General features: G+C 66.1%; 14 protein-coding genes and 2 pseudogenes. 2 read left to right on the plus strand and 14 right to left on the minus strand.

Features of this window, described 5'->3' with window-relative positions; translation table 11 throughout:
• Window position 1: 1 nt before the first annotated feature.
• From R0D99_RS09050 to R0D99_RS09115, 14 genes and pseudogenes are all read right to left on the minus strand, one after another.
• The gene (locus R0D99_RS09050) at window positions 2-1,660 is read right to left on the minus strand and encodes an isovaleryl-CoA dehydrogenase (RefSeq protein WP_317747930.1); all 1,659 of its coding nucleotides are present in this window, start codon (window positions 1,658-1,660) and stop codon (window positions 2-4) included.
• 12 nt (window positions 1,661-1,672) lie between these two features.
• Complete coding sequence (locus R0D99_RS09055) at window positions 1,673-2,689, minus strand: NADP-dependent oxidoreductase (RefSeq protein WP_317747931.1); 1,017 nt, start codon at window positions 2,687-2,689, stop codon at window positions 1,673-1,675.
• 78 nt (window positions 2,690-2,767) lie between these two features.
• Window positions 2,768-3,208, minus strand: a complete 441-nt coding sequence (locus R0D99_RS09060; protein WP_317747932.1) for a PaaI family thioesterase — start codon at window positions 3,206-3,208, stop codon at window positions 2,768-2,770.
• Window positions 3,209-3,344: 136 nt separating this feature from the next.
• On the minus strand, window positions 3,345-4,136 hold the full coding sequence (locus R0D99_RS09065) for an SDR family oxidoreductase (RefSeq protein ID WP_317747933.1): 792 nt from the start codon (window positions 4,134-4,136) through the stop codon (window positions 3,345-3,347).
• A 157-nt stretch (window positions 4,137-4,293) separates the two neighbouring features.
• Window positions 4,294-6,123, minus strand: a complete 1,830-nt coding sequence (locus R0D99_RS09070; protein ID WP_317747934.1) for an acyl-CoA dehydrogenase — start codon at window positions 6,121-6,123, stop codon at window positions 4,294-4,296.
• A 95-nt stretch (window positions 6,124-6,218) separates the two neighbouring features.
• Complete coding sequence (locus R0D99_RS09075) at window positions 6,219-7,394, minus strand: acetyl-CoA C-acyltransferase (RefSeq protein WP_317747935.1); 1,176 nt, start codon at window positions 7,392-7,394, stop codon at window positions 6,219-6,221.
• Between the two features lie 37 nt (window positions 7,395-7,431).
• Window positions 7,432-8,929 (minus strand): annotated as a pseudogene (locus R0D99_RS09080) (M20 family peptidase).
• 16 nt (window positions 8,930-8,945) lie between these two features.
• Entirely contained in the window at window positions 8,946-11,060 is a 2,115-nt protein-coding gene (locus tag R0D99_RS09085; RefSeq protein WP_317747936.1) for a 3-hydroxyacyl-CoA dehydrogenase NAD-binding domain-containing protein, read from the minus strand.
• A 309-nt stretch (window positions 11,061-11,369) separates the two neighbouring features.
• On the minus strand, window positions 11,370-12,065 hold the full coding sequence (locus R0D99_RS09090) for an ABC transporter ATP-binding protein (protein ID WP_317751054.1): 696 nt from the start codon (window positions 12,063-12,065) through the stop codon (window positions 11,370-11,372).
• 11 nt (window positions 12,066-12,076) lie between these two features.
• Window positions 12,077-12,850, minus strand: coding sequence for an ABC transporter ATP-binding protein (locus R0D99_RS09095; protein WP_317747937.1), 774 nt, complete (start codon window positions 12,848-12,850; stop codon window positions 12,077-12,079).
• Window positions 12,847-14,146, minus strand: a pseudogene (locus tag R0D99_RS09100) (branched-chain amino acid ABC transporter permease). The gene R0D99_RS09095 and the pseudogene R0D99_RS09100 overlap by 4 nt, the downstream one beginning before the upstream one ends.
• Window positions 14,147-14,148: 2 nt before the next feature.
• Window positions 14,149-15,183: a branched-chain amino acid ABC transporter permease gene (locus tag R0D99_RS09105; protein WP_317747938.1), complete on the minus strand. Its 1,035-nt coding sequence runs from the start codon at window positions 15,181-15,183 to the stop codon at window positions 14,149-14,151.
• 150 nt (window positions 15,184-15,333) lie between these two features.
• Window positions 15,334-16,569, minus strand: coding sequence for a branched-chain amino acid ABC transporter substrate-binding protein (locus R0D99_RS09110; protein ID WP_317747939.1), 1,236 nt, complete (start codon window positions 16,567-16,569; stop codon window positions 15,334-15,336).
• Window positions 16,570-16,779: 210 nt separating this feature from the next.
• The gene (locus R0D99_RS09115) at window positions 16,780-18,408 is read right to left on the minus strand and encodes a 3-(methylthio)propionyl-CoA ligase (protein ID WP_317747940.1); all 1,629 of its coding nucleotides are present in this window, start codon (window positions 18,406-18,408) and stop codon (window positions 16,780-16,782) included.
• A gap of 318 nt (window positions 18,409-18,726) precedes the next feature.
• Between R0D99_RS09115 and R0D99_RS09120 the strand changes: the two genes are divergently transcribed.
• Both R0D99_RS09120 and msrB read left to right on the plus strand, forming a co-directional pair.
• Complete coding sequence (locus R0D99_RS09120) at window positions 18,727-20,211, plus strand: protein adenylyltransferase SelO (protein ID WP_317751055.1); 1,485 nt, start codon at window positions 18,727-18,729, stop codon at window positions 20,209-20,211.
• Entirely contained in the window at window positions 20,208-20,618 is a 411-nt protein-coding gene (gene msrB / locus R0D99_RS09125; RefSeq protein WP_317747941.1) for a peptide-methionine (R)-S-oxide reductase MsrB, read from the plus strand. Before R0D99_RS09120 ends, msrB begins: the two co-directional genes overlap by 4 nt.
• The last annotated feature ends 54 nt before the right edge of the window (window positions 20,619-20,672 follow it).

Raw genomic sequence — 20,672 nt, forward strand, 5'->3', positions numbered from 1 at the left:
CTTAAACCGGCATCGCGCGCGCCACGATGGCGTCCACGTCGGTCCCCGCGCCCAGCGTGCCGAACACGTCGTGCCGCTGGGCGATGCGTGAATCGCAGAACGCGCCGAACACCGCCGACGGCGCCGTCTGCGCCAGCAGCGCCGCCTGCACGATCAGCGCCACATCGCGCGCCAGCGTGCGCGCCGTGGTCTCGCTGGCGTGGGCGTCGATCAGCGTGGGCAGGGCGTCGATGGCGCGGTCCAGGGCGGCGTGCTGGCCGCGCGCGGGCGCCAGCTCGTGCGCCAGCGCGCCAGCCACATCGCCTTTGCGCAGTGCGCGCAACAGGTCCAGCGCCATGATGTTGCCGGCGCCTTCCCAGATGCTGTTGACCGGCATCTCGCGGTAGATGCGCGCGGGAATGCCCTCGCCGCCTTCTTCCACGTAGCCGTTGCCGCCCAGGCATTCCATGGCTTCCTGCGCGAAGGCGCTGCCGCGCTTGCAGATCCAGAACTTGGCAATGGGCGTGAGCACGCGGGCCAGCAGGCGTTCGTGCTCGTCGCCCGCCCGATCAAATGCGCGCGCCAGCCGCATCGACAAAGCGGTGGCCGCTTCGCTTTCGAGAGCAAGGTCGGCCAGCACGTTCTTCATCAGCGGCTGCTCGACCAGGCGCTTGCCAAACGCCTGCCGCTGGCCAGTGTGGTGCAGCGCAATCGACAGCGCCTGCCGCATCAACCCGCTGGTGCCCAGGGCGCAGTCCAGCCGCGTCATGGTGCCCATCGACAGAATCTGCGGCACGCCACGGCCCGGTTCGCCCACCAGCCAGGCGACGGTGTTGTCAAACTCCACCTCGCTGCTGGCGTTGGCCTGGTTGCCCAGCTTGTCTTTCAGGCGCTGGATGCGCAGCGTGTTGCGCGTGCCATCCGGCAACACGCGCGGCAGAAAGAAGCACGACAGCCCGCCCTCGCCCAGCCCCTCCACATAGGCCAGCACCAGGAAGGCATCGCACATCGGTGCCGAGAAGAACCACTTGTGGCCGGTGAGCCGATAGCGCTCGCCCCATTCGTCGCGCCCGTCGTGTACCGCGCGCGTGGTGTTGGCGCGCACGTCGGAGCCGCCCTGCTTCTCCGTCATGCCCATGCCCATGGTCACGCCGGCCTTGTCGCGCCAGACTTTCAGCTGCGGGTCGTAAGCGCGGGCCTCCAGCCTGGGCGCCCAGTCGCAGTGAATGGCGGGGTTGTCACGCAGCGCGGGCGTGACCGCGTAGGTCATCGAGATCGGGCACAGAATCGACGGCTCGGCCTCGGTGAACAGCATGAAGCCCGCCGCGCGCTTGACGTGCGCGTGGCCGCTGGCCTGCTCGTCCGCCGCATACGGCGTGCCGTGCAGCCCCGCCTCTGCGGCGGCGGTCATCAGCGCGTGGTAGCTGGGGTGAAACTCCACCTCGTCGATGCGATGCCCAAAGCGGTCGTGGCTTCTGAGTTGCGGCGTGAACACATTGGCCAGCCGCGCGTGGCGCTGCGTCTCGGCGCTGCCGGCCAGCGCGCCCAGCGCCTGCAGCGGCGCCGTGTCCAGGCCCGGCGCGTTGAAGCGGATCGCGTCCTGCAGCGCGCGGTTGCCGCTGAACAGGTTCACGTCGGCCAGCGGCGCGGGCTGGTTGAAGACCTCGTGCGTGGCAGACATGGCGCCGCTCCTTCAGATCAGCTTGACCAGCTGCTTGCCGAAGTTCTTGCCCTTGAGCAGGCCCAGGAAGGCCTCGGGCGCGCTGTCGATGCCCTGCGCGATCGTTTCGCGCGGCTTGAGTTTGCCGGTGGCCACCAGCGTGCCCAGTTCCTTCAGCGCCTCGGGCCACACGTCCATGTGCTCACTGACGATGAAGCCCTGGATCAGCAGGCGGTTGACCAAAATGAGCGCCGGGTTCTGCATGGGCAGCGGCTGGCCATCGTAGCCGGCGATCATGCCGCACAGGGCAATGCGCGCGAAGGCGTTGGTGCGCAGCAGCACCGCGTCCAGGATGTAGCCGCCGACGTTCTCGAAATAGCCGTCGATGCCGTTCGGGCACGCGTCCTTGAGCGCCTTGCTCATGGTCTTGACATCAGGGTGCTGGCGGTAGTCGATGCATTCGTCGAAATGCAGTTCCTCGACGGCGTACTTGCACTTTTCGGGGCCGCCGGCAATGCCGACCACGCGGCAGCCACGCGCCTTGGCCAGCGCGGCAAAGGCGCTGCCCACGGCGCCGGTGGCGGCGCTCACGACCACCGTGGCGCCTTCCTTTGGCGCAATGATCTTCACCAGGCCGTACCACGCCGTCACACCCGGCATGCCAACGGCGCCCAGGTAGAACGACAGCGGCACGTGCGTGGTGTCGACCTTGCGCAGCATGCCCGGCGCGTTGCCGTCGACCACGCTGTATTCCTGCCAGCCGCCCATGCCGACCACCTTGTCGCCCGCAGCGAACTTGGGGTGCTTGCTGTCGACCACCTCGCCCACCGTGCCGCCGATCATCACTTCGCCCAGCGGCTGGCTGGCGGCGTAGCTCTTGCTGTCGTTCATGCGGCCGCGCATGTAGGGGTCAAGGCTGAGGTAATGGTGGCGCACCAGCACTTCGCCGTCTTTCAGCGACGGCGTGTCGGTGGTGACCAGCTTGAAGTTGCTGGCGGTGGCTTCACCCTGGGGGCGGTTGTCTAGCAGGATCTGGCGGTTTTGCGGCATGGGTAACTCCTTTGCTATGAATGTAAGAGCTGCCTGCCCACCTCTGGCAAGGGGTGGCAGCGGTTGAGGCACTGAAAATCAGTCGGTGGGCAGCGGGCCCGGGGTGTGGTCCGGCCGCTCGGCCGGCGCCACGTACTTGAAGGTACCGGTGGCCGTGGCGCACAACTGGCCTGCCGGGTCGTAAATGGCACCTTCGACAAACGCCATGGTGCGTGTGCGGTGCAGCAGCCTGCCCTTGCCCACCAGCGGCTCACCGTGTTTGGACGCGGGTGCGGGCCGCATGAAGCTGGTCTTCATCTCGATGGTGACGATGCCGCTGTGCACGTTGGCGCTGCGCGCCGCCGTGGCCATGATGACATCCAGAAACGTCATCACCGCGCCGCCATGCGACACGCCGAACGAGTTGCAATGCTCGGGGCGCGGCGCAAAGTGCAGCGTCGACTCACCGCCCTCAAAGCGCTCCAGCGTGAAGCCGAGGTGGTGAACGAAGGGGATGACGGCGCCGAAGTCGAGGCTCATGGTGTACCTTGCTCCCTCCCCCGCTGGGGGAGGGTTGGGGCGGGGGTCCACCACGACGCTAAAGCGGCGCTCGGCTCGCCCCCATCCCTGCCTTCCCCCAGCGGGGGAAGGAGTGAATCCAGTCCGCTGCGCATGGTCAGCCGCCGGTGATGACGCTCACGCCACCATCCACCGCCAGCCACTGCCCCGTGATGTGCTTGCCCGCGTCGCTGGCGTACAGCAGCGTGATGCCCTTCAGGTCCTCGTCGTCGCCCAGGCGCTTCAGCGGCGCATGCGCGGCCAGCTTTTCTTCGCCCAGCTTTTCCAGCGTGCCACGCGTCATCTTGCTGGGGAAGAAACCCGGGCAGATGGCGTTAACGGTGATGCCGTACCTGCCCCATTCGGTGGCCAGTGCGCGCGTGAAATTGACGACCGCGCCCTTGCTGGTGTTGTAGGCGATGGTCTGCATCTCGGGCGGGTTGCCGCCCAGCCCGGCGATGCTGGCGATGTTGATGATGCGCCCTTGCTTGCGGCCGATCATGCTCTTCTTGGCCACGCGCTGGCTCAGCAGAAAGTAGCCGCGCACGTTGAGGTTCATCACCTTATCCCAGGCATCCAGCGGGTGGTCCTCGGCCGGCGCGCCCCAGGCGGCGCCCGCGTTGTTGACCAGGATGTCGATGTCGCCCATGCGCTCCAACGTTTCGTCGGCCAGGCGGTGGATGTCGGCTTCGATGGCGCAGTCGGCGGCGATCCAGCGCGCGTCAATGCCGGCGGATTGCAGTTCGGCCACCGACTCTTCGAGATCGGCCGCCTTGCGCGAGCTGAGCATGATGCGCGCGCCCGCCTCGCCCAGCGCGTGCGCCATCTGCAGGCCCAGCCCGCGCGAGCCGCCGGTGACGAGGGCCGTCTTGCCCTTCAGGTCGAACAGTTGTTGGATGGTGCGGGTCATATTCTTCAGGGTTGTGGGTGTGCGATAACAAGATGCCACATCATCCCGTCATTCCCGCGAAGGCGGGAATGCAGGTTGGCCGCCCGGACGCGTTTTGCTCACACGCCCGTGGATTCCCGCCTTCGCGGGAATGACAGTCGATACGTCTGCTGCGCAGTCAAAACGCCTGCTCCGGCATGTCGGCGCAGGTCATGTCGCGCGATTCCACCACGCGCAGCCAGGCGTCGATCCTGGGCAGCTCGTAGTGATAAAAATAACGGGTCGCGCTTGCCACGCCTTGCGCAGCAGCTTCTGTTTTTGTAGCGTCGGCGACCAGCGCCAGCTCCAGCCAGGTCCAGGCGATCACCACATGGCCAAACGCCTGCATGTAAGGCACGGCGTTGGCCAAGGCTTCGGTCGGGTTGCCGGTGGCCCAGGCGGCCTTGGTGACGGCGCCGACGCGCGCCAGCGCCTTGGCCAGGGCATTGGCGTGTGGCGCCAGCGCGGGTTGCTGGATGGCGCGCTCGATGGTCGCGTTGATGCGCCCGGCCAGCAGCTTCAGGCCGCGGCCGTTTTCCATCAGCACCTTGCGGCCCAGCAAATCCATGGCCTGGATGCCGTGCGTGCCTTCGTGGATCATGTTCAAGCGGTTGTCGCGCCAATATTGCTCCACGGGGAAGTCGCGCGTGTAGCCGTAGCCGCCGTGGATCTGGATGGCCAGGCTATTGGCTTCCAGGCAGTTCTCGCTCGGCCAGCTCTTGGCAATCGGCGTCAGCACTTCAAGCAGCAGGCGCGCCTCATCCGCCTGCTGCGCATCGCCGGTGTGCTGCTCGTCGACCAGCTTTGCGCAGTACAGCAGCAGCGCCAGCGCGCCTTCGCAATACGCCTTTTGCGCCAGCAGCATGCGCTTGATGTCGGCGTGCTCGATCAGGCGCACGGGTGGCTGCGCGGCGTCTTTGCCCGCCGCGCCCACGGGCCTGCCCTGCGTGCGTGTCCGGGCGTATTCAAGCGACGCTTCGTAGCCCGCCAGGCCCAGCATGGCGGCGGCCATGCCGATGGCGATGCGCGCCTCGTTCATCATGTGGAACATGCAGCGCAGGCCCTGGTGCGGCTCGCCGACCAGGTAGCCCACGGCGCCGGCTTGTCCATCGACCTTGAACTGACCTTCGCCAAAGTTGAGCAGCGTGTTGGTCGTGCCGCGCCAGCCCAGCTTGTGGTTCAGGCCCGCCAGCGCCACGTCGTTGCGCACGCCGGTCAGTTGACCTTGCGTATCGACCAGCTTCTTCGGCACGATGAACAGCGAGATGCCCTTGACGCCCGGAATCAGCTTGCCATCCGGCCCCGGAATCTTGGCCAGCACCAGGTGCACGATGTTCTCGGTCAGCTCGTGCTCGCCCGACGAGATCCACATCTTGTTGCCGCGCAGGCGGTAGCGGGGGCCGAGTGGGTCGTCCTGATCTTCCAGCACGGCGCGCGTGGTGATGTCACTCAGGGACGAGCCCGCCTGCGGCTCGCTCAGGCACATGGTGCCGGCCCAGCGGCCATTGAATTCGTTGGCGGCAAACACGCGCTGCTGCGCCTCGGTGCCATGCACCATCAGCAGGTTGGCGTTGCCCACCGTGAGCAGGTTGGAGCCGATGCTGATCGACGCCTTGCCAAAGAAGGCATTGGCCGCCGCCTCGACCAGATAAGGTAGCTGCATGCCGCCGTGTTCGTAGTCCTGCGCAGCGGCCAGCATGCCGGATTCCGCGTAGGCGGCACGCGCATCGTGCGTGGCCTGGGGCAGCACCACGCGCAGGCTGCCGTCCGGATCTGTTTGCGTGCGCGGCTCTTCGGTGTCGACCAGGCGGTTGAACGGCGCGTACTTTTCGCGCGCGATGCGCTCGCAGGTCTCCATCACCGCGTCGAAGGTCTCGCGCGAATGCTCGGCAAAGCGCGGGCGCTCGGTGAGCGATTCGGCCTTGAGCCAGTCGTACAGCAGGAAGTCGAGCAGCGGACGCAGGGCCATGATGTTAAAAAAACGCTGCAGCGCTTTCCCAACAAGCGCTTTCAGCTATCAATTCAATAACAAACGGCGCCACGTGCGGTGGCGCCGCGCCTCGATCAAAGCACCTCGAAGATGCCCGCGGCGCCCATGCCGCCGCCGATGCACATCGTGACCGCCACGCGCTTGGCGCCACGGCGCTTGCCCTCGATCAGTGCATGGCCCGTCAGGCGCTGGCCGCTCACGCCGTAGGGGTGGCCCAGCGCGATGGCGCCGCCGTTCACGTTCAGGCGGTCGGCGGGAATGCCCAGCTTGTCGCGGCAGTACAGCACCTGCACGGCAAAGGCTTCGTTCAGCTCCCACAGGTCGATGTCGCTGACCTTCAGGCCCAGCTTGGCCAGCACCTTGGGCACGGCGAACACGGGGCCGATGCCCATTTCGTCGGGTTCGCAGCCGGCCACGGCAAAGCCGAGGAAGCGGCCCATGGGCTTGAGGTTGTGCTTGCTGGCGTAGTCCTCGCTGACCACCACGCAGGCGCCCGCCCCGTCGCTGAACTGGCTGGCGTTGCCGGCCGTGATCAGGCCGCCGGGCAAGGCGGGCTTGATGCCGCTGATGCCTTCCTTGGTCGTACCTTCGCGCGTGCCTTCGTCCTTGCTGCAGGTGACTTCCTTGGCGCGCAGGCCCATCACCGGGTCGGCCACGCCGGCGGTGACGGTAATGGGGGCGATCTCGTCGTCGAACTTGCCGGCGGCCTGCGCGGCGCAGGCCTTCTGCTGGCTGGCGGCGCCGTATTCGTCCATGGCGTCGCGGTCGATGTGGTAGCGCTTGGCGACCTGCTCGGCGGTCTGCAGCATGCTCCAGTAGATGGCGGGCACCTTGGCTTCGAGGTTGGGGTCGCGCAGCATGTGGGTGTTCATTTCCTGCTGCACGCACGAGATGCTTTCGACCCCGCCGGCCACGAACACGTCGGCCTCGCCGGCGATGATGCGCTGCGCCGCCAGGGCGATGGTCTGCAGGCCCGACGAGCAGAAGCGGTTGACCGTCATGCCCGACGTGGTGACCGGGCAGCCGGCCATCAGCGCGATCTGGCGGCCGATGTTGGCGCCGGTGGCGCCTTCGGGGTTGGCGCAGCCCATGATGACGTCGTCCACCGCGCCGAATTCGATGCCGGCGCGCTCGATGGCGTGCTTGACCGCGTGGCCGCCGAGCGTGGCGCCATGGGTCATGTTGAAAGCGCCCTTCCAGCTCTTGGCGAGCGGCGTGCGGGCGGTGGAAACGATGACGGCTTTGCTCATGGGGCAACCTTTCTTGAAAGACGTGAAGGATGAAGACTTATTGCGCCGCGCCCTCGCCCGCCGAGGCGTTGCGCAGCAGTTGGACATAGAAGCGGATCAGCTCGCCCAGGTTGGCGATGCTGACGCGCTCGTTGGTGCCGTGAAACCGCGCCAGGTCTTCGGACTTGGCGCGCACGGGCGAAAAGCGGTAAACGTGGTCGCTGACCGCGGTGAAGTGCCGCGAATCGGTGGCGGCGATCATCAGGCCGGGCGCGACCAGCGTTTCGGGAAACAGCGAGCGCAGCGTGCGGCTCAGCAGCGCATACGACGTCGAGGCGGTGGGGCTGATGGGCGACGGCTCTGAACTGCCATCGAGCGACTTCAATTCGAAGCGCCCTTCAGGTTGCGGGCCCACGGCGTCGTGCACGTGCTGCATCACCGCCTCGCGCGTGTCGCCCGGCAGCAGGCGGAAGTTGACGGTGGCGCTGGCTTCGCCGGGGATCACGTTGTCCTTGTTGCCGGCGGCCAGCACGGTGGGCGCGGTGGTGGTGCGCAGCATGGCGTTGGTGCTGGCGCCGCCTTCCAGTTGCCGCTGCACGACCGGGCCGAACAGCCACAGGTTGGACAGCGCCACGCGTCCAAAGCCGCTCATCTCCGGCGCGATGGTGTCGAACATTTCCTTCGCCACACCGCGGATATGCGCCGGCATCTGCTTGTCTTCCAGCCGCGCCAGCGCGCTGCTCAGCATGCCGATGGCGCCCGTGCCAGCGGCCGGCGGCATGGACGAGTGGCCCGGCGTGCCGGTGGCGCGCATCACCACCGACAGATAGCCCTTTTCAGCGATGCCGATCAGGGCGGCGGGTTTTTCCAGGCCTTTCAGGATGCCTTCGGTGATCAGCAGGCCTTCGTCCAGTACGAAGTCCAGCTTGACGCCGCGCGCAGCCAGCAGTTCGGCGATTCTTTTTGGCGCCGCGCAGGCCTCCGACTTCTTCGTCGGCACCCATGGCCAGGTAGATCGTCTGGCGCGGCTGGAACCCCTGCGCCAGCAGCATCTCGACGGCCTCCAGCTGGCTGATGAGGTTGGCCTTGTTGTCCCACGCGCCGCGGCCCCAGACGAAACCGTCCTTGATCTCGCCGGCAAAGGGTTGGGCTTGCCAGTTCGACTCGGTCCCGGGCGCGATGGGCACCACGTCCTGGTGGGCCAGCAGCAGGATGGGCTTGGCCGCGGCATTGGTGCCCGGCCAGGTGTAGAGCAACGACAGATCGCCCACCACCTCGCGCTTGAGCGCCGCATGCACGCGCGGATAGCTCTGCTGCAGGTGCGCCTGCAGCGCGCGGAACTGGTCGGCGTTGAGGCTGGCGTCGTCCAGGCTCGACACCGTCCTGGCCTGAATCGCCCGCGACAGGCGCTGGGCCGCAGCGTCGGCGTCGACGGCCAACGGCGGTGCGGCAGGCACGCTGATCTGGCGCGAACCCTGGCGCAGCGTGTTTACCGCCACCGCCGCGATCAACGCGGCGATGAGCAGCAGCACGGCGAGCGCCCCTTTCTTCAGCACGGCAGAACGTTGACTGTCAGCCGTTGAAGCTCTTGCCCTCGGCCGCCAGCTTGGCCAGCAGCGGCGCGGGTTGCCAGAAAGCCGCGTCGTCGCGCGGGTTGCGCGCAAAGCGCTTCATGCTCTCGGCGACGTTGAACAGGCCCATCTGGTCGGCGTACTTCATGGGGCCGCCGCGCCAGATCGGGAAGCCGTAGCCCGTCAGGTACACCATGTCGATGTCGCTGGCCTTGCTGGCGATGCCGTCTTCGAGGATGTGGGCGCCTTCGTTCACCAGCGAATACACCAGGCGCTCCACGATCTCCTGGTCGCTGATCTTGCGCGGCGTGATGCCCTGGTCCTTGCGGTGCTTCTCGACCATGTCTTCGACCAGCCTGGACGGGATGGCGTCGCGCTTGCCGGGCTGGTAGTCGTACCAGCCGGCGCCCGTCTTCTGGCCAAAGCGGCCCAGCTCGCACAGCAGGTCAGCCGTCTTGCTGTACTTCATGTCGGGCTTTTCTTGATAGCGGCGCTTGCGGATGGCCCAGCCGATGTCGTTGCCAGCCAGGTCGCCCATGCGGAACGGGCCCATGGCAAAGCCGAACTTCTCGATGGCCTTGTCGACCTGTTGCGGCGTGGCGCCCTCCTCCAGCAAAAACCCAGCCTGGCGGCTGTACTGCTCGATCATGCGGTTGCCAATGAAGCCGTCGCACACGCCCGAGACCACGGCGGTTTTCTTGATCTTCTTGGCAATGGCCATCACGGTGGCCAGCACGTCTTTCGCCGTGGCCTTGCCGCGCACCACTTCCAGCAGCTTCATCACGTTGGCCGGGCTGAAGAAGTGCATGCCGACCACGTCCTGCGGGCGCTTGGTGAAGGCGGCGATCTGGTCCACATCCAGCGTGGACGTGTTGGACGCAAGGATGGCGCCGGGCTTGGCCACTTCGTCCAGCTTCTTGAACACGGCTTCCTTCACGCCCATTTCCTCGAACACGGCTTCGATGATCAGGTCGGCGTCCTTCAGGTCGTCGTAGTTCAGCGTCGACGTGAGCAGGCCCATGCGCTGCTCGTACTTGTCCTGTTTGAGTTTGCCGCGCTTGAGCTGCGATTCGTAGTTCTTGCGGATGGTGGCCAGGCCGCGGTCCAGCGCTTCCTGCTTGGTTTCCAGAATGGTGACCGGAATGCCGGCGTTGAGGAAGTTCATGGCAATGCCGCCGCCCATGGTGCCGGCGCCGATCACGCCGACCTTCTTCACCTCGCGCGGCTTCACGTCGTCGCCCACGTCGGGAATCTTGCTGGCGGCGCGCTCGGCGGCAAAGATGTGGCGCAGCGCCTTGCACTCGGGCGTCTGCATCAGGTTGATGAAGATCTCGCGTTCCTTGGCCAGCGCGTCGTCAAACTTGTACTTGGTGGCGTTTTCCACCGCGTCCACGCACTTGGCGGGCGCCGGAAAGTTCTTGGCCATGCCCTTGACCATGTTGCGCGCGAACTGGAAGTACGCATCGCCATTGGGGTGCTTGCACGGCAGGTTGCGCACCAGCGGCAGCGCCGAGCCATCGGCGTGCCTGGCGGCCATCTCTTTGGCCAGCGCCACGGCTTCTTCCAGCAGCTTTTCGGGCGACGAGGCCATCTTGTCGAACAGCTTCTGGCCCGGCAGGCTGGCCAGCAGTTCGCTGTTGACAGGATCGCCCTTGACGATCATGTTCAGCGCGGTTTCAACACCCAGCACGCGCGGCAGGCGCACGGTGCCGCCGGCGCCGGGGATCAGGCCCAGCTTGACTTCGGGCAGCGCGATCTTGGCGCCCGGCGCGGCGATGCGGTAGTGTGCGCCCAGCGCCAGTTCCAGCCCGCCGCCCATGGCGACCGAGTGCACGGCAGCAACCACGGGCTTGCGCGACTGCTCGACCGCGGTGATGACCGACAGCAGGATCGGCTCCTGCATCGCGCGCGGCGAATTGAATTCACGGATGTCGGCGCCGCCGGAAAAGGCCTTGCCCTCGCCCGTCAGCACGATGGCCTTGACGGCCGGATCGGCGTTGGCCTTTTCCAGCCCGTTGGTGATGCCCACGCGCGTCTCGTAGCCGAGGCCGTTGACGGGCGGGTTGTGCATGGAAATGATGGCGACGTCGCCTTGAACCTGGTATTGCGCGGTCATGGATGCGGACTCCTGGAGTTTCTTGTGAGGTGGTTTGTCATACACACCGGGACAACCGATGCATTTTGAAAGAGGATAGGCCCGACTGCAAACAAGCTTGTCGCCGCAGGGACAAAACCCATTGTGGCCCCGGATGGCGGCGGCTGGACGAATGCCGTCACCCGGTTGATCTCAAGGCGCGCTGCGGCGCCTTTCATGCGCCTGTACACGCTACTGGATTACCATAAAAAACCGTGCCTGGCGCTTGCTGTACAAGCGTTGACAGCTATCAATACAATAGCTTTCGCCATCGCTGGCGCACAGGCGGCGTCAAACTTCGAGCCACTCCTTGCGGATCGCCGCATCGGCACGCAGCTGGTCCGGCGAGCCATCGAACACGATGCAGCCGTGGCCCATGACGAGCGCGCGGTCAGAGATGCGCATGGCAATGGTCAGCTTCTGCTCGATCAGCAGCACCGAAATGCCGCGCTCCTTGAGCTTTTTCAGGTATTCGCCCACCAGCTCGACGATCTTGGGCGCCAGGCCTTCCGTGGGCTCGTCGATGATGATGAGATCGGGGTCGCCCATCAGCGTGCGGCACAGCGTCAGCATCTGCTGCTCGCCACCGGACAGCACGCCGGCTTCGGTGTGCTCGCGCTCTTTCAGGCGCGGGAACATGGTGTACATGTCGCCAAAAGTCCAGCGGCTGCCTTTGCCGCTGCCCTTCTGCCCCAGCAGCAGGTTCTGGTGCACCGTCAGCTTGGGAAAGATGTCGCGGCTTTCGGGCACATAACCCAGGCCCAGGTGCGCGACTTCGAATGGCTTCTTGCCCAGGATGGGCTGGCCCTTGAAGCGCACGTCGCCGCGCGCATCCACCATGCCCATCACGGCCTTGGCGGTGGTGGACCGGCCCGAGCCGTTGCGCCCCAGCAGCGCCACGATTTCGCCCGGCCGCACGTCGAAGTTGACGCCGTGCAGCACGTGGCTCTTGCCGTAATAGGCGTGCAGGTCGGTGACCTGAAGCATCGACTCGGCCATCAGTGCCCTCCCGCCTGCTCGTCGGCCACCACGGAGCCGAGATACGCCTCCTGCACGCGCGCATTGGCGCGCACGGCTTCGGGCGTGTCGAAGGCCAGCACCTCGCCGTACACCACCACGGCAATCTTGTCGGCCAGGCCAAACACCACGCCCATGTCGTGTTCCACCGTCAGCAGCGTCTTGCCCACCGTGACTTCCTTGATCAGCTCGATGAAGTGGTGCGTTTCGCTGCGGCTCATGCCGGCGGTCGGCTCGTCCAGCAGGATCACGCCGGCGCCGCCGGCGATGGTGATGCCGATCTCCAAAGCGCGCTGCTCGGCGTAGGTCAGGTTCATGGCCAGCGTGTCGCGCTTGCGCTCCAGGTGGATCATGCGCATCAGCTGTTCGGCGCGCTCGTTGGCGTCGTCCAGGTCGGCCAGGAACTTGAAGAAGGTGTAGCGATAACCCAGGCTCCACAGCACGCCGCAGCGCAGGTTCTCGAACACGCTCAGCTTGGGGAAGATGTTGGTGATCTGGAAGCTGCGCGAGAGGCCGGCGCGGTTGATCTCGTACGGCTTCTTGCCATCGATGCGCTGGCCATTCAGCAGGATTTCGCCGCTGCTAAGGCCAAAGCGGCCGCTGATCAGGTTGAACAACGTCGACTTGCCGGCGCCGTTGGGGCCGATCACGCCCACGCGCTCGCCCGGCTGCACCACCATGCTGACGCCGCGGATGATCTCGGTCTTGCCAAAGCTCTTGCGCACGTCGCGCAACTCAAGGGCGGGCGCGCTCATCCGTGCAACTCCTGGTGTTTGATGCGGGCCTCGATGTCGGCCTGGATCGCGCCCCACTGGCGGGCGAAGCGGCGCCGCGCCCATTCGAACAAGCCGCCGCCGATCAGCGCCACCACGGCGGCGCCGATCCAGTGCGCGGGCTGCGCCACATCCAGGTTCAGACCCAGAAAGCGCAGCGTGCCCGCGCCCGCGCCTTCCAGTTGCATGTGATAAACCATCTCGATCAACGCCGACACACCCAGCAAAGCGATCAGCCCGAAGACAGCCAGCAGCGCGTAGTGCGGCAGCAATTCCTTCAGCCGCCCATACTTGGCCACGCGCAGGTTCATCATCAGCAGGCTGGCAATGCCGCCCGGCGCGTACATCACCATGAACATGAAGATCAGGCCCAGGTACAAGAGCCAGGCCTTGGTCAGCTCGGAAAACAGCACGAAGGCCAGCACCATCAGCACGGCGCCGATGATGGGGCCGAAGAAGAAGGTGGCGCCGCCCAGAAAGGTGAACAGCAGGTAGGCGCCCGAACGCGCCGCGCCCACCACCTCGGCCGTGACGATCTCGAAATTGAGCGCCGCCAAGCCGCCCGAAATGCCGGCAAAGAAGCCCGACACGATGAAGGCCAGGTAGCGGATGCGCTGGGCGTCGTAACCGACGAACTCGACCCGCTCGGGGTTGTCGCGCACGGCGTTCAGCATGCGCCCGAGCGGCGTGCGCGTGAAGGCGTACATGGCCGCCACGCAGATGAAGGTGTAGACGGCGATCAGGTAGTAGACCTGACGCGGCGGCCCGAAGGTGATGCCCATGAACGGCTCGCCCACCATGCGGTTTCCCGACACGCCGCCCTCGCCGCCAAAGAACTCGGGAATCATGAGCGACATGGCAAACACCAGTTCGCCCACGCCCAGCGTGATCATGGCAAAGGTGGTGCCCGACTTCTTGGTCGTCACATAGCCCAGCAGCACGGCAAACACCAGGCCAGCCAGGCCCCCCCACCAGCGGGATCAGCGACACCGGAATGGGCAGGTGCCCGCCCGCCGCGGCGTTGAGTGCGTGGATGGCCAGGAACGAGCCCAGCCCGGTGTACACGGCGTGGCCGAAGCTCAGCATGCCGCCCTGCCCCAGCAACATGTTGTAGGACAGGCAGGCGATGATGGCGATGCCGATCTGCGACAGCATCGTGATCGACAGGCTGCTGGACAGCACCAGCGGCGCGATGACCAGCACCAGCGCGAACAGCGTCCAGATGACCCAGCGCGCCAGGTCCAGCGGGCGATAACGGTAGACAGTGTGGGCCGCCATGCTCAGCCCTCCCTCGTTCCAAGCAGGCCCTTCGGCCGGAAGATGAGGATCAGCACCAGCAGCAGGTACGGCAGGATGGGCGCCACCTGCGACACCGTCAGCTTGACCAGCGAATTGCCCTGCGCGGCCGGGCTGAGCTGCATGCCCAGGCTGGTCAGCAGCGAGCCAAGTGAGTAGTCCAGCGCCACCGCAAAGGTCTGCAGCACGCCGATCAGCAGCGATGCAACGAAGGCGCCCGCGAGCGAGCCCATGCCGCCCACCACCACCACCACGAAGATGATGGAGCCCACCGTGGCGGCCATGGCCGGCTCGGTGAGGAAGGTGCTGCCGCCAATCACGCCAGCCAGCCCGGCCAGTGCCGAGCCCGCGCCAAACACCAGCATGAACACGCGCGGCACGTTGTGGCCCAGCGTTTCCACCGCGTCGGGGTGCGTCAGCGCGGCCTGGATCACCAGCCCGATGCGCGTGCGCGTCAGCAGCAGCCACACCGCCAGCAGCATCACCACCGCCACCAGCATCATGAAGCCACGCGTGGCCGGGAACGGCGAGCACACCACGCGCACGGCGGCGTCGGCGGCGCGGCACAGCTCGGGTGCGGCGCGGCCCCAGACCAGGCTCAGCCCCTCGGACGAGTTGTTGATGAGCGTGAACACCGGGCCCTGCAGGATTTCGGGCGGGCGAAATTCCAGCGCCAGCCGGCCCCAAATGAGCTGCACCACTTCCAGGATCACATACGACAGCCCGAACGTGATGAGCAGTTCCGGCACGTGGCCAAAGCGGTGCACGCGACGCAGGCACAGCCGCTCGAACAGCGCGCCCAGCGCGCCCACCAGCAGCGGTGCCAGCACCAGCGCCGGCCAGAAGCCGGTGATGCGCGAGATGGTGTAGCCCAGGTAGGCACCCAGCATGTAGAAGCTGGCGTGCGCAAAGTTCAGCACGCCCATCATGCTGAAGATCAGCGTCAGGCCGGAACTCAGCATGAACAACAACAGGCCATAGCTCAGCCCGTTGAGCATCGAGATAAGGAAGAATTCCATGCGGAAGCTTGAGAATTTGAAACCAGCGCCACCTGATCGTCCGATGGCCGCGGAGCAGGCCACGCGGGGCCGCCGCGGAGCGGGCTTGGCCCGGCCGCTGGCGGCGTCCCCCCTCCGGGGGGAAGGCGCGTCAGCGCCTCAGGGGGGAGCTTACTTCGGCCGCTTCATCTGACAGGAAGTCGGCGTGCTCGACACGTAGTTCGCGTACTCCTTGACCGGCACCAGCGTCATGCCGGTGTTCTCGGGGCTGTAGGGGTACTTGCCGCCAGCCTTTTCCCAGCGCGAGATGTACAGCGGCTGCTGCAGCTGGTGGTCGGTCTTGCGCATCTCGATCTCGCCGTTGAACGAGTTGGCCTTCAGCCCTTCCATGGCCGCAGCCACCTTGACCGGGTCGGTCGACTTGGCCTTGGCCATGGCTTCGCCCAGCATCTGGAAGATGCGCGGGATGGAGCCGGTGTAGAAGTCGTCGTTGTACTTGGCCTTGAACTCGTCCATCCACTTCTGCATCTGGCCGCCCATGTTGTAGTGGTTGTAGGCCACCTGGTAGACGCGCCCTTCGCCGGCCTTGCCCAGGGCAGACGGCGTGCCGGTGACGCCGGCGTAGTAGGTGAAGAAGCGGCCGTTGTAACCGCCTTCGTTGGCGGCCTTGATCAGCAGCGACAGGTCGGACCCCCAGTTGCCGGTGATCACCGCGTCGGCGCCCGAGGCCTTGATCTTGGCGATGTAGGGCGCGAAGTCGCGCACCTGGCCGAGTGGGTGCAGGTCTTCGCCGACGATCTGGATGTCGGGCCGCTTGCGCGCCAGGTTTTCCTTGGCGTACTTCACCACCTGCTGGCCATGCGAATAGTTCTGGTTGAGCAGAAAGACTTTCTTGACGTCCGGCAAGTCCTTGATGTAGGTCGTCATGGCCTCCATCTTCATCGATGTGTCGGCGTCGAAGCGAAAGTGCCAGTAACTGCACTTGCTGTTGGTGAAATCCGGGTCGACCGCCGCGTCGTTCAGGTACAGCACTTCCTTGCCGGGGTTGCGCTCGTTGTGCTTGTTGACGGCATCGATGATGGCCGCCGCCACCGACGAGCCGTTGCCCTGGGCGATGTAGCGCACGCCCTTGTCGATGGCGGCCTTCAGCGCGTTCAGGCTTTCGGCGGGGCTGAGCTTGTTGTCGATGGTTTCGAACTCGAACTTGACGCCGGCCGGGTTGCCCTTGCCGCTGAACTTTTCGGCAAAGAACTTGTAGCTCTTGTCCTGGTTGGTGCCCACCGGGCCCATGAGGCCGGTCAACGGGTCGATGCGCACGATCTTGACGACCTCGCCCTGCTGGGCCGAGGCCGCGCCTGCAACGGCCATGGCCGCGGCGAACACCATCAGATTGACACGGTACTTCATGCTTGTCTCCTGCATATGCGAATTGAGGGATGCGCAGAGGGTATCGCCCCCCCCGGTCATGCGCCATCGGGTTTTGCCCTGAGCCACTGTCGCCAACGTGCCTGCCTGCCGGCATGCGGCGGCTTGCTATGCAAACAATAGCTGCATAGCCAAGTCTGATCAGCGCCTGCACGCTCACCGAGCAAGCGCTGCAGACGTCTGCGGGATTGCTCAGGCGCTGGGCAACCGGTAGTCTTTCAGCTGCTCGCGCAGCTTGGTTTTCAGCATCTTGCCGGTGGCGCCGATGGGGATCGAATCGACGAACACCACGTCGTCCGGAATCTGCCACTTGGCCAGCTTGCCGTCGAAGAAGGCCAGCAGTTCGTCGCGCGCCACCTCGGCGCCGGGCTTCAGCGCCACGGCCACGATGGGCCGCTCGTCCCACTTGGGGTGCGGCATGCCGATGCACGCCGCCATGGCCACCGCCGGGTGCGCCATGGCGATGTTCTCGACGTCAATGGAGCTGATCCATTCGCCACCGGACTTGATCACGTCCTTGCTGCGGTCGGTGATCTGCATGAAGCCATCGGCGTCGATGGTGGCCACGTCGCCGGTGGGGAACCAGCCGCCCCGCAGCGGGTCACCGCCCTCGCCCTTGAAGTAGCTGCCCAGAATCCACGGGCCCTTGACGTACAGGTCGCCATAGGTCTTGCCGTCCCAGGGCAATTCCTGCTCGTCGGCGCCGACGATCTTCATGTCGACACCGAAGATGGCGCGGCCCTGCTTCAGGCGCAGCTTCATCTGATCGGCCTCGGGCAGGTCGCGGTGCTTTTCCTTCAGCGTGCACAGCGTGCCCAGCGGGCTCATCTCGGTCATGCCCCAGGCGTGCAGCACGTCCACGCCGTACTGGTTGCGGAAGGTGTCGATCATGGCCGGCGGGCAGGCCGAGCCGCCGATCACGGTGCGGTTCAGCGTGGAGAACTTCAGCTTGTTCTGCGCCATGTGGCCCAGCATCATCTGCCACACCGTGGGCACGCCGGCGGCAAAGGTCACCTTCTCGCCTTCGATCAGCTCGTAGACCGACTTGCCGTCGAGCGCACCGCCCGGAAACACCAGCTTGGCGCCCGTCATGGCGGCCGAATACGGAATGCCCCAGGCATTGACGTGGAACATGGGCACCACCGGCAGCACCGAATCGCGCGCCGACAGCGACATCACGTCGGGCAGCGCGGCCGCGTAGGCGTGCAGCACGGTGGAGCGGTGGCTGTACAGCGCCGCCTTGGGGTTGCCCGTGGTGCCGCTGGTGTAGCACATGCTGGAGGCGGTGTTCTCGTCGAACACCGGCCAGTCGTAGCGGTCGGCCTGGCTGCCGATCCACGCCTCGTAGCTGACCAGATGGGGAATGCCGGTGTCGGCCGGCAGCTTGTCGGCGTCGCACAGGGCGATCCACTGCTTGACGCCCGGGCAATGCGAATGAATGCCCTTCACGATCGGCAGGAAGGTCATGTCGAAGCACAAGATGCGGTCTTCGGCATGGTTGACGATCCAGGCGATCTGCTCGGGCAGCAGGCGGGGGTTGACGGTGTGCAGCACGCGGCCCGAGCCGCTGACGCCAAAGTACAGCTCCAGGTGGCGATAGCCGTTCCAGGCCAGCGTGCCAACGCGGTCACCGGCGCCCAGCCCGGACGCATCCAGCGCGTTGGCCACCTGCATGGCGCGGCGCCGCACATCGGCCCACGTATAGCGGTGGATGTCGCCTTCGACGCGGCGCGACACGATCTGGCCATCGCCATGGTGGCGCGCGGCGTGTTCGATCAGCGCGGAAATAAGCAGCGGATGGCTCTGCATCAAACCCAGCATGGTGTCTCCTATGGCGGCGGGCATTTGTAAGAAAGATCGAAGCAAATACTAATCCATCGTCGGGGGCGGATGGCATTTTCATGGCGCTTTGGCGACCGGCCTCGGGGGCACCTGGGGCGGCGGCCGGTGAAGTGACTACACCGCACGGTCGGCCCTTTTGCTATCGTTATGGAAGCTGCGAGCGCTTGTCAGACAAGCGCTGAAGCCTTATTTGTTAAGAAAACCGGGGGCCAGGCCCCGACCCTGCACCGTCCGCAGGCATCACCGCCTTGCCGTGCGCCCGCAGCGCCCTGCGCCGACAATGCCTTCATGCAGGACATGGTGACCACCCCGCCCCTGGCGGCCGAACCCGCCTTCGAATGGCGCCACGGGTTCGAAAGCCTCGGCCCCGAATTTCACACGCCGCTCGCGCCCACGCCCTTGCGCGACCCGTATTGGGTGGCGCGCAGCGACGCCATGGCGCGCCAGCTGGGCCTGCCCGCCGGCGCGTGGCAGACGCCACACCTGCTCGAAGCCCTGGCCGGCAACCGCGTGCTGCCCGGCAGCCGGCCGCTGGCCAGCGTGTACAGCGGCCACCAGTTTGGCGTGTGGGCCGGCCAGCTGGGCGACGGGCGCGCCCACCTGCTGGGCGAGGTGCGCACGCCCGCGGACGACTGGCTGGAGCTGCAGCTCAAGGGCAGCGGCCTCACGCCCTACTCGCGCATGGGCGACGGGCGCGCCGTGCTGCGCTCGTCGATCCGCGAATTCCTGGCCAGCGAGGCCATGCACGCGTTGGGCATACCCACCACCCGTGCGCTGTGCATCACCGGGTCTGACCAGCCCGTGCGGCGCGAAACGGTCGAAACCGCTGCCGTGGTCACGCGCGTGGCGCCCACATTCATCCGCTTTGGCCATTTCGAGCATTTCAGCGCCAACGGACAGGTGGACGAATTGCGCCGCCTGACCGACCACGTCATCGACCATTTCTACCCCGCTTGCCGCGCCGCCGCCAACCCCGCTGCTGCGCTGCTTGCCGCCGTGACGCAGCGCACTGCCGCCCTCATGGCCGACTGGCAGGCGGTGGGCTTCATGCACGGCGTGATGAACACCGACAACATGAGCATCCTGGGCCTGACCATCGACTATGGCCCGTTTCAGTTCATGGACGGCTTCGATCCCGCGCACATCTGCAACCACTCCGACCACAGCGGTCGCTACGCCTACCACCGGCAGCCGCAGATCGGCTACTGGAACCTGTTTGCGCTGGCCCAGGCACTGATGCCGCTGATCGACGACCAGCAGGCGGCACTGGACGCGCTGGAGCCGTACAAGACGCTGTTCCCCGCCGCGCTGGACCAGCGCATGGCCGCCAAGCTGGGCCTGCCGCAGGCCAGCGACGCGTCGCGCGCGCTGGTGCGCGAGGTGCTGGAACTGATGGCGCGCGAGCGCACCGACTGGACCATCTTCTGGCGGCGTCTGTCCCATCACGTGGGCGGCGCGCCCGCCGACACGGTGCACGACCTGTTCGTCGACCGCGCGGCCATCGACCGCTGGTTGCTACAGTATCAGGAGCTTCTTGCGCAATCTGATCGGGCGCTGGCGGCCGGTTTGATGCTCAAGACCAACCCCGCCATCGTGCTGCGCAACCACATGGCCGAGGAAGTCATCGCCCGCGCGAAGCTCAAGGACTTCCAGCCCATTCAAGACCTGCTGGCGCTGCTCGAAACGCCGTTCGACGAGCAGCCCGCACACCCGCGCTGGGCCGACTGGACCGGCTTTCCGCCCGACTGGGCATCCCACATCCAGATAAGCTGCTCGTCATGAACCATCCTGTGCAAAAGACCGACGCCGAATGGCGCGCCCTGCTGGCCGAAAAAGGCGCCGAAGCGCCCGCCTATCAGGTTACCCGCCACGCGGCCACCGAGCGCCCCTATACCGGCAAGTACGAACAGCACTGGGCCGACGGCAGCTACCACTGCATCTGCTGCGGCGCCAAGCTGTTCGATTCAGACACCAAATTCGACGCCGGCTGCGGCTGGCCCAGCTTCTCGCTGGCCGTGCCAGGCGCCATCGAAGAGCGGCGCGACACCAGCCTGGGCATGGAGCGCGTCGAAACCGTCTGCGCCAGTTGCGGCGCCCACCTGGGCCACGTGTTCCCCGACGGGCCGCAGCCCACGGGCCTGCGCTATTGCATGAATTCGGCGTCGCTGGACTTCAGCGACGGCAACTGAAAGCGCGGCAGCACGACGAAAAGCCCTTTCGTTTGCGCGCTGCCGCCCTTTCGG

This window comes from Ottowia sp. SB7-C50 (genome assembly GCF_033110285.1).
Lineage (GTDB): Bacteria > Pseudomonadota > Gammaproteobacteria > Burkholderiales > Burkholderiaceae_C > Ottowia.